This is a genomic window from Nostoc sp., from assembly GCF_036917455.1.
Taxonomy (GTDB): domain Bacteria; phylum Cyanobacteriota; class Cyanobacteriia; order Cyanobacteriales; family Nostocaceae; genus Nostoc.
This window is the reverse complement of the sequence record NZ_JBALDK010000178.1, coordinates 24,905-30,970: the sequence shown is the minus strand read 5'-3', so window position 1 is coordinate 30,970 and position 6,066 is coordinate 24,905. Positions and strand designations below refer to the sequence as shown.

Sequence of the window (6,066 nt, the reverse complement as noted above, 5' to 3'; positions counted from 1 at the left end):
CTGTCGGAATATTTAGCTCGACAGATAACTATAATGTTACTTGTGAACATAAGTTTTCAATTTATGATAAAGTATGCATAGAAGATTAAATTCGGCTGTGTAGTTTGTTTTTATATATACTTGTATTACAGACCTCTCCGCATCTAAATCTCTACACCCTCTGATTCTGGAGACATTATATGTCAATTTACGTCGGTAATCTATCTTACGAGGTTAAAGAAGATGACCTCCGGCACGTTTTTGCAGAATACGGAACGGTAAAAAATGTTCAATTGCCTATCGACCGAGAAACAGGTCGAATGAGAGGTTTCGGCTTTGTAGAAATGGAATCAGACGCACAAGAAACAGCAGCAATTGAAGCCCTTGATAATGCTGACTGGATGGGTCGGAGCTTAAAAGTTAATAAAGCTAAACCCAAGACTGATGGAGGTTCCTCTGGCGGTAGACGAGGTGGTGATGGTGGTTCTTCTCGTCGCTATTAAGGTCTAAAAGTAAGAGTTTAACTCTAAGGTATTGAGGGCAGATAAAGCGTCTGCCTTTTTTGCTTTGATTGACTGGCGTAAGAGAAGTTTCTGCAATTGATTATAAATTTTTTTTATGAAGTCATGCTAACGCATAGCTTACCGTAAGTATCGTTTTTTTACAGGTGTAGCAACCATGAACCCAGAAGCTAAACATATTGTTAGCGAACTAAGGCATAAGTTCTACTGTAACTTTGCTGCTACTATGAATATTCCGGTGAGCATAACTGGTACATCTTATAGTAGTAATTCACCGATCGCATCTTGGATGGATCGTAGGGAAAGACTAAACTATGTAAATGTATATGCTTATACAGCACCTGATGAATTTGTCCCCTTCCGCCCATTCATTCTTCGACTGGCTATAAATAAGAGTGCTGGGAGAGTGGCGACATTCAGAAAAGGACAAGTCTGCCGAGGTCTTAATTTAGTGTGGGATTTCGAGTTAACTGTACTACCAAAAGAAATTTTAGACTTTCTTCCCTGGATAGTTAACTTAGTTGAGGCTCATGATAAAGGTTCGTCCTTATTGCTACAATCACCACCTCATTTGTTTGAATTCAAAGTGCCAGAGGTTGGGTTATTAAATAATGCCTGGACTCAGAAAGCTTGGCTTCTTGCAAATTCGACAATATCCTAATGGTTGGTGCTTAAGTTGCTTTTAGTAACCAACTAAAAATATATGTGCTTGGGCTTTGTTTGCCCAATAATTAAAGTAGCGAGACTACTTTTGTAAACTTTTAAACGAAAATAGTTAACGATGCACCAGTGCTAGAAGGTTTTCTTCATTTGCCTGCAAATCATACAACTGGCGTATTAATACCTTCTATATACTTGATAATTAATAAGGCAATCTACAGAGAGCAAAGATGCAGACTCTCCAAAAACTCTCCCTTCCAAGTATGGGCTGCGGGACTTGGGCCTGGGGCAACCAACTGCTTTGGGGATATGACGAAAGTATGGATGACCAGTTGCAAGCGGTGTTTAACCTTTGCGTAAACAACGGTGTGACTTTGTTTGATACAGGTGATTCTTACGGAACTGGGAGATTGAATGGTCGAAGTGAGTTACTGCTGGGACGATTCAACCGAGAATATGTAGATTCAAACAAAGAAAATATTTGTATTGCGACTAAACTTGCTGCTTACCCGTGGAGATGGACACGCAACTCAATGGTAAGGGCTTGCAAGTCATCTGCCCAACGCCTAGGAAAAAACGTAGATTTGGTACAAATGCACTGGTCAACAGCAAATTATGCTCCTTGGCGAGAAGGAGGGCTGTTAGATGGTCTTGCCGATTTGTATGAGCAAGGACTAGTCAAGGGAGTGGGATTATCGAATTATGGGCCTAAACGGCTCAAACAAGTGCAAAAAAAGTTTGCTGAACGAGGTGTTCCTATTACTACTCTACAAGTTCAGTACTCCTTGTTGTCTACATATCCTGTCACCCAATTGGGGCTTAAAGACCTTTGTGATGAATTGGGAATTAAACTAATTGCCTACAGCCCTCTAGCTTTAGGACTACTGACAGGAAAATATTCTGAGCAAGGCCCTTTACCCAAAGGCATCCGAGGTTTCTTATTTAGGCAGATATTAACGGGAATGCGTAGACATGGAGCGGCTTCTGATAGCAAATCGCTTTTGCTATGTTTGCAAGAAGTGGCACAGTTCAGAAACAAAACCATGTCACAGGTAGCAATTAATTGGTGCATCTCTAAAGGAACCATTCCCATCCCTGGAGCAAAGAGTGTGGAACAGGCGAGGGAGAATATTGGTGCGTTAGGTTGGCAATTAAATGTTGGTGAAATTGCAGAATTGGATAGGGCGGCGGCAAATACAGACAAAAAAATGGTACAAAATATCTTTCAAACTAAATAGATAGAAGCAACCTCACAGGTAATCGATATCAATACTGAAGTGATTTTAAATTTTTAATTGGAACAAAGCGACCATGACTGCTGCTGTCTTTCTAGAAAACGTCTACAAGTTTTATAACAATGTACCTGTAGTTAATGACCTGTCATTCAAAATTGAAGCGGGGGAGATATTTGCTCTACTGGGCCCGAACGGTGCGGGTAAATCAACCACAATTCGGATGCTGACTACACTCACGAAACCGTCCCAAGGACGGATAGAAGTCGGTGGATATGATGTAACAAGCCAAGCAATGCTAGCAAAACAAAGTATTGGTGTAGTCTTGCAGCAAATCAGTGTGGATAACGATTTAAGCGTTTGGGAAAATATGGAACTGCATGGGAGACTACATCACATTAGCAACCCGCAGCGACAAAAACTGATTAATCAATGGCTAGAGTATGTTGAGCTAGCAGAAAAACGTGATGATTTGGTAAAAACCCTGTCTGGGGGGATGAAACGACGGTTGCAGATTGCGAGAGCTTTATTGCATCAACCGCAAATTTTGTTTTTGGATGAACCAACCGTAGGACTAGACCCCCAAACCAGGCGACGACTCTGGGAAATTATTCGAGATTTAAATAAACAAGGGATGACGATGCTACTGACAACCCATTATATGGATGAGGTCGAATTTTTGTGCGATGCTTTTGGCTCTACTAAGCCAGGACGCATCGGTATTATGGATGGCGGTAGGCTGATTTCTTTGGGAACTTTACAACAGCTCCGTTCTGTTCACGGTGAAGGTTTGGTGATGAAGCAATTGGGTTTGTCTGAAGTGGGGACTGATAGTGCGCGTAGTTGGGAATATTTGTTTTTCCCATCTTTAGAATCCGCGAATATCTACTTGAATGAACAGCCCGATAAAACCGGAATGATGGTGCGTCCCTCTAACCTGGAAGATATTTTTGTGGAATTAACGGGACGCAAGTTAGATTAACCTCATCCTCCTAACTGTCGCAACATGGCTTCTACTCTGTCTACTCCTGCTGAGTCATTGCGCCGCTTGTACAAGTCGCGGGCTTTTTGAAGCGAGCTGTTGGCAAGTTTCGCTTGTCGTCGCTGTTTATACATTGAACCCATCAACTCATAAGTTTGGGCATTGTTCTTATCCAAGTCGATTGCTTGTTGGTATGCCCAGGTAGCAGCACTATAGTCTCCCATCCGAGATTGGGTAACAGCCAATCCTAAATAGGCGTTAACGTTGTTACGGTTCAGTTGTATGGCCCGACGGTAGCCTTCTTTTGCCCCAGGTGTGTCTCCCAAATTGGCTTTGATGTAACCCACAGCGTAGTAAAAATCACTATTGTTAGGGTTGATGGCGATCGCCCGACGATAAGATGTTAGTGCTGCCTGGTAATTTCCCTGTTGAGCGTATAAGTAACCAATACCTGAATGAATTTTAGCATTTTTGGGATCTAGGCTAGCTGCTTGCTGATAAACTGCGATCGCACCCCCATAATCGCCACCATCCACTAATCTCCGTCCTTCTTCTAGTAGTTGCTTTAATTGTGGGTTTTTAGCTTGCGCCACTAATACCTGAGCTTGAGCCACTGAAGGTATAGTGAAAGCAAAACATCCTAGTAACACCACGCTAAACACAAATGATGTTGGCTTGTACACAGTAAATTTCCTGAAATTTTAGAGGACTTTTTTCTTGTACATTAAAACAAAAATCTGGACTTTTGAAAACTGTATTTCTTCGTATTGATTAAGATGTGAATAGTTCATCTCATCTTTCCTTTACAATCAGCATTACACCACAGAGTTTTTACTGAATAATCAAGTGTAAGATGTCAAGTTCAGATGAAGTTACCCTACAGATGAATCATTAAAACAACAAAACAACACTTGGGGGATCAGTATATATACGTGTTATCTCTAAAAACTACAGGTATCTAACTTAATCCTAGAGAGATAATACTCCAATCTGAGAGGCTTTAGCATTGATTCCTGTTTGTGATTTAATTTAATAATTCGTTGACCCTGTATTCAATTTTTCTCACATTTTTAGTCATTGATACTATCTTTTAGGAAACTGCCTTTCAGACGTTTATATCCTAACTTTGGTCATTACACGGTAAGATAAAATTAACAAGCAAAATGTTCCTTAAAATTCTAGCTTTTAGTCAGGACAATACTATCAATGAGAGCGCATTTGCGATCGTAATCTCCAATTGTGTAAGAGGATATCGATGAGCTTGTATCAATACACACTATTTTTGTACATATATTTTGATAATAAATATAGTAATCCGATTTGATTCCTGTTCGCGTAGCGTGGCGTAGCCATAATTATCTGTGTAGGTAGTGAACAGGGAATAGAAAAGAGGGGTATAAATGTGTACTGAATCTTGTTCAAAAATCAAATAGGAGTCCAATATAAAATCTCAACCTTATATATCATCTAGGAGAATAATTTATGATAATAACCACCACTGATGTGATTCAAGGAGCCGTGATTGAGTCATATTTAGGTATTGTGACAGCAGAAGTAGTCTACGGCAGCAATTTCTTGCGGGACTTTTTGGCTGGTATTCGGGATATTATTGGTGGACGCACTGCTAGCTATGAGCGTCTATTTGAGCAGGGTCAACGCAAGGCACTAGAAGAATTAGAACAGCGAGCGCAACGTTTAGGAGCGAATGCAGTAATTGGGATTGAAATTGATACTGGTACAATCAATCTCGATCAGTCAGGAGTTCTTTTGCTGATTACTGCCACAGGCACTGCTGTCAGGATGCGTTAATTTTTGATTATCTTTACTTTCGATAATTGTTACAAAGGTTACAAACTTTTGTCTTAAGTCTAATTCTATACACAGCTAAAGCTTTTTCCATAGAAATTAATAATTGTATTGTGATTTAAAATTTTTTATATTAATAATGTCTAAATAATTATTCAGACATTAATATTGAAGAAGAACATAATTTTGCTTTCTGCTTTTTTGGGAATACCACATTCTTTAACAAGTGAATGTTCGCTGCCTTTAGTTATTCCCACTCGGAGAAGGGCATTAGGAGGTTAGATTTTCTTCATACATATACCTCACCGAATAAAAAATGGCTTAGAACGAGTCACCGATGTCTTTGCTATGGCCACCAAGCTGACTGATGAATTATGAATTGTGTTGACTAACTTTTAGTTCGGGGAAAGTCAATGTCCAATTCTTATTATCATTAATCTGAAAGTACAAACCTTGAAAAATAAGCCTTAGAGCGGTTCGAGTTCTAATAAATTTTTTTACCAGATAAGTTCCTGGTTCAGCAAAGATATCATTAAAGTTTTTTTGATAACCAAATTGTTTTGAACAGTAATTACCAGCACCTTGAACTGTTAACACAAAAAACTCAGCTTGTTTGTATTCATCAGGAATCATAAAAATTCCATAGATATGATGACGACCACGCCACGGCTGAATAATAACCTTAGTTGCATGTACCTGGAATTTCGCAGTTTTTGATGCTAAAAAAGCCTTGGAATTACAATCAGAATCATTCACAGTCCACCACACTGTAGTAATAATCACAGAGAATAGTAAAATTAAAAGATAGCGGAGTCTGCGACGCATAAAGCCAATAAAATTTGTTGATGCGGTCGGTAGAATTTGATGAGTAATGATAGTCCAGCTA

7 protein-coding genes are annotated in these 6,066 nt (G+C 39.5%); 5 read left to right on the top strand and 2 right to left on the bottom strand.

The features are described 5' to 3' along the window. Nucleotides 1–179 precede the first annotated feature (179 nt). From V7K42_RS18965 to V7K42_RS18950, 4 genes are all read left to right on the top strand, one after another. A complete protein-coding gene (locus tag V7K42_RS18965) occupies nt 180–482 on the top strand; it encodes an RNA recognition motif domain-containing protein (protein WP_190934409.1) in 303 nt (100 codons plus the stop codon). Between the two features lie 175 nt (nt 483–657). Continuing rightward, nucleotides 658–1,161, top strand: a complete 504-nt coding sequence (locus tag V7K42_RS18960) for a hypothetical protein (RefSeq protein WP_334886719.1) — start codon at nt 658–660, stop codon at nt 1,159–1,161. Between the two features lie 229 nt (nt 1,162–1,390). Continuing rightward, nucleotides 1,391–2,398, top strand: coding sequence for an aldo/keto reductase (locus V7K42_RS18955; RefSeq protein WP_334918714.1), 1,008 nt, complete (start codon nt 1,391–1,393; stop codon nt 2,396–2,398). Nucleotides 2,399–2,471: 73 nt separating this feature from the next. Continuing rightward, entirely contained in the window at nt 2,472–3,374 is a 903-nt protein-coding gene (locus V7K42_RS18950; protein WP_334918712.1) for an ABC transporter ATP-binding protein, read from the top strand. Nucleotides 3,375–3,376: 2 nt separating this feature from the next. On the opposite strand, the gene V7K42_RS18945 is transcribed toward V7K42_RS18950, so the two are convergent. Next, nucleotides 3,377–4,057 carry a tetratricopeptide repeat protein gene (locus V7K42_RS18945; RefSeq protein ID WP_334918710.1) on the bottom strand — a complete coding sequence of 227 codons (681 nt, stop codon included), beginning with the start codon at nt 4,055–4,057 and terminating at the stop codon, nt 3,377–3,379. A 799-nt stretch (nt 4,058–4,856) separates the two neighbouring features. On the opposite strand from V7K42_RS18945, the gene V7K42_RS18940 reads away from it, so the two are divergent. Further along, entirely contained in the window at nt 4,857–5,183 is a 327-nt protein-coding gene (locus V7K42_RS18940) for a YbjQ family protein (RefSeq protein WP_094327544.1), read from the top strand. Nucleotides 5,184–5,552: 369 nt separating this feature from the next. Here the strand turns inward: V7K42_RS18940 and V7K42_RS18935 are convergent, their stop codons facing one another. Beyond that, nucleotides 5,553–6,005, bottom strand: coding sequence for a hypothetical protein (locus tag V7K42_RS18935; RefSeq protein WP_334918708.1), 453 nt, complete (start codon nt 6,003–6,005; stop codon nt 5,553–5,555). Nucleotides 6,006–6,066 lie beyond the last annotated feature (61 nt).